Source organism: Promineifilum sp. (SeqCode), from assembly GCF_041918635.1.
In the GTDB taxonomy this organism is placed as follows: domain Bacteria; phylum Chloroflexota; class Anaerolineae; order Promineifilales; family Promineifilaceae; genus Promineifilum.
In genome coordinates, this window is sequence record NZ_JAYRVJ010000689.1 from 1 (window position 1) to 2,729 (window position 2,729).

5 protein-coding genes are annotated in these 2,729 nt (G+C 59.7%); 1 reads left to right on the plus strand and 4 read right to left on the minus strand.

The window, feature by feature from the left end; all coding sequences use genetic code 11:
• Positions 1-263: hypothetical protein (locus tag ACE3UY_RS20220; protein ID WP_374689287.1), on the plus strand; the 263-nt coding region annotated here is incomplete at its 5' end.
• A 20-nt stretch (positions 264-283) separates the two neighbouring features.
• On the opposite strand, the gene ACE3UY_RS20225 is transcribed toward ACE3UY_RS20220, so the two are convergent.
• The 4 genes from ACE3UY_RS20225 to ACE3UY_RS20240 all read right to left on the minus strand — a co-directional run bounded on the left by ACE3UY_RS20225 (position 284) and on the right by ACE3UY_RS20240 (position 2,476).
• Positions 284-637: a HEPN domain-containing protein gene (locus tag ACE3UY_RS20225; RefSeq protein WP_374689288.1), complete on the minus strand. Its 354-nt coding sequence runs from the start codon at positions 635-637 to the stop codon at positions 284-286.
• A gap of 38 nt (positions 638-675) precedes the next feature.
• Positions 676-1,017 (minus strand): nucleotidyltransferase domain-containing protein, encoded by a 342-nt coding sequence (locus tag ACE3UY_RS20230; protein WP_374689289.1) that lies wholly within the window; start codon positions 1,015-1,017, stop codon positions 676-678.
• 42 nt (positions 1,018-1,059) lie between these two features.
• Positions 1,060-1,827, minus strand: a complete 768-nt coding sequence (locus tag ACE3UY_RS20235; protein WP_374689290.1) for a hypothetical protein — start codon at positions 1,825-1,827, stop codon at positions 1,060-1,062.
• Positions 1,828-1,927: 100 nt separating this feature from the next.
• A complete protein-coding gene (locus tag ACE3UY_RS20240) occupies positions 1,928-2,476 on the minus strand; it encodes a hypothetical protein (RefSeq protein WP_374689291.1) in 549 nt (182 codons plus the stop codon).
• Positions 2,477-2,729: the final 253 nt, after the last annotated feature.

The window sequence follows — 2,729 nt, forward strand, 5'->3', positions numbered from 1 at the left end:
ACGCGGCCCGCCGCCAGGTCAGCGCCTTCGTCGGTCGGGAGATCGCCGACCTGCTGCACGGCGAGCCGCCCGATCTGGTGTGGCAGACGCATGGCGTCTCCTGGCGCGTTCCCGTGGTTCTGTCCTCGCGTTCGCTAGGCCGCATCGGCGTTGTTGGCGCGATTGACGTCGACGTTAAGACGGGCGAGCTACACCTCAGCGACGACCTGCTCCACACCCTCGAAGACAGTGCCCACCGTCTTGCTGCCGGCGCCGCACTTTGAGCAGAGCCGGGATGGCGCTTTCACGATTCCGCGTCCGACGAATTCCCCGGTTGCACTGCCATGTCCCCCTCAATCGAGAAAAGAATTCCTTCGGCGGCATGAACGGCGCGGTAAGCATCGGCGGCCAATACTTCTGGCATATCCGCTGGGTAACGCGCCTCCACAGCCCATATTGAGAGGTCAGCCAAATCAGGATAGTCGCGTTTGACGCGCCACCCATCGGGCAGCAAATCGCGCAAGCGGTCGAGGTCATGGGTAAAAGGGAATTCAATTTGTAGGAGAACAAGCACGGACTTCAGCGCCTTTTCAGCCGCTTGTTGCGCTAGAAAACAAACCTGGCGTGGATGGGTGCTTGAGAAGTGTGGTCGCCGCATCTAGGTCTGACCGGGCATAACCAAGCCACCGCGCCGCGTCACTCGCGTTCATAGATGATAACGCCCTCGCGCAGCGCCGGCCGGAGGACATCGCCAACCACGTTGCCGCGTCGAGCTATCTCTTCCGGTGTTGTCACCACCACATCTTTACTAATGGGTAGCCCATTGAGCGCCCGGAGAAGCCGCACGGTTGCCTGACGCTTGTTCTCGACGTTGGGCAGCACCACCAGTAGGTCCAGGTCGCTATCGGGGCGGGCTGTGCCGCGCGCCCAGGAGCCAAAGAGAATGATCCGCAGCGGGTCGGCCTCGCGCATCACCCGCTCAATCGCCTCCGGCAGACAATTCGGCCACTGCAATACTCGGGCTTCTGACACGTCCATGGTGTCATTGTACAATGGCGGGGGTCGATCTGCGAATCCCACTCAATATATCTCAACCGTTTCCAAAATCCGGTCAGCCTCCGCCTGTACCCCCTCCGGCACGACCGCGCCCCGCTCGTAGGCCCGGTCGCTGACCAGGGCGATAGTGAACACCAGGTCGCCGCGCACGATCTCCCGCGCCTCGTTGTAGTGGATGGCCCGATCCAGCCCATCGTGGACGAGCGCCCACCGCGTGAGCGGTTCGCCGAGGAAGTTTATGGCTCCCCGCTCGACAAACTCCCCAGCCGCGCCGCATTCGATATTGGCCGCGATACTGCCGACGCGCCATTCGATGTCGGGGCGTAGTGCCACGACCTGGACGGTATAAGCGTTGCGCCGGCGGCACTGCTCGGCCGATTCCGTCAGGCGCGGCATGTCCTCCTCGGGCACAGCCAGCCGCGTCACGTCCGGGCCGACCTCGTAGACGAACCGCTCGCCGCTGGGCGTGTAATCCAGGTGCACGCGAAAGCCGCGCTCATCGTCGAATTCGTCCGGCCAGACCACGCAGAAGGGCGAGAGCACGTCGACGGTCGGCTCCGCAGCCGGCTCGATAGCGGGGCAGCCGGCCGCCTCCTCGCCGGACGTCACAACGTGGACAATGGGCGTGGCGGTCGGCGTTGGCGGCGGCGCGAACGTGCGCGTCGGTTGGGGTATCGTGGTCGACGCCGCGACCGTAGTCGATTGCGGCGCGGCCGTCGGCATGGTTGCGCAGCCGAGCAGGAGAGGCACGATAGCGAGGGACGTGAGGAGCGCAAGAACTCGTGTGCTCATGCGCGCCATGTTACGGGCCTCAGCGGTTTATCGCAAACCGCTGAGGCCCGAACTGGCAAAGGAACTATATTCTTCCTTCAACCTGCTTGCAGAGCTTCCTCTACTCTGCAGGGGTCTCTGTTGATGCTGGCAAAACGTTCTCAGAATCAGTTGCAGGAGCGAAATCTGGTATCGAATATTTACCGACGTCGCTCTCGCTGACGGCAACCCACGATCGTTGGCCGAACTCCAGAATAGGAGAGTCCGACGCTAGAAGCTGGAATACTTGGCCAGTATCCGCATCTATAAAAACATATAAGTGACGCGCCGGGTTGGGTCTGTTGATCGCGCCGGGCCAGTTGGGGACGATGGTGCCCCTAATCCAGGCAACCCAAACGTTAGAGTGATTGGTAAACTCATCACCCGGCAAAGCGATCTCGCTTATACTCGCTTTGAGCAGGCCGAGTTCTTCGTACTTACCAATCAAACCCTTGGTATTGGCTTCACGAAGGGCAACACTAATAACATCTGTCTGCCCCCTTCCTATTTTTTGCTCCGGATCACTTGCCATTGCGGCTGATAACGATTGTTGGTACACAATTGCCACCAACGCCGCCAACAGTAGAGATGCGTACAGCGCAGCTTTCTTTAGTTGAAGTAAACGGTTCATTGTAATTCGCTCCCGGATCGCAAGCAGAAGACCCTTTCTGTAATTGAAAGGCCGCTATTAGTTATTCCCATACGACTGCCAACTATAGCTGTTATAGTCGACTACATGGTAACCAGCAGTTACACGCTTCAGATGGCTTGGCAACTGAACCCAACTGGTTAGCGCGTTGTTCTTGTACTTCACACTGTAACAGGACGAAACACCAATCGCGTTGGCAGAACTAGAGGCTTCCCCACCACAGCCTACTTCCGCG

Excerpts from the sequence above, each read along its gene's own strand:
- ACE3UY_RS20225 (WP_374689288.1), bottom strand. The coding sequence starts at position 637 with ATGCGGCGACCACACTTCTCAAGCACCCATCCACGCCAGGTTTGTTTT.
- ACE3UY_RS20235 (WP_374689290.1), bottom strand. The coding sequence starts at position 1,827 with ATGAGCACACGAGTTCTTGCGCTCCTCACGTCCCTCGCTATCGTGCCT.
- ACE3UY_RS20230 (WP_374689289.1), bottom strand. The coding sequence starts at position 1,017 with ATGGACGTGTCAGAAGCCCGAGTATTGCAGTGGCCGAATTGTCTGCCG.
- ACE3UY_RS20240 (WP_374689291.1), bottom strand. The coding sequence starts at position 2,476 with ATGAACCGTTTACTTCAACTAAAGAAAGCTGCGCTGTACGCATCTCTA.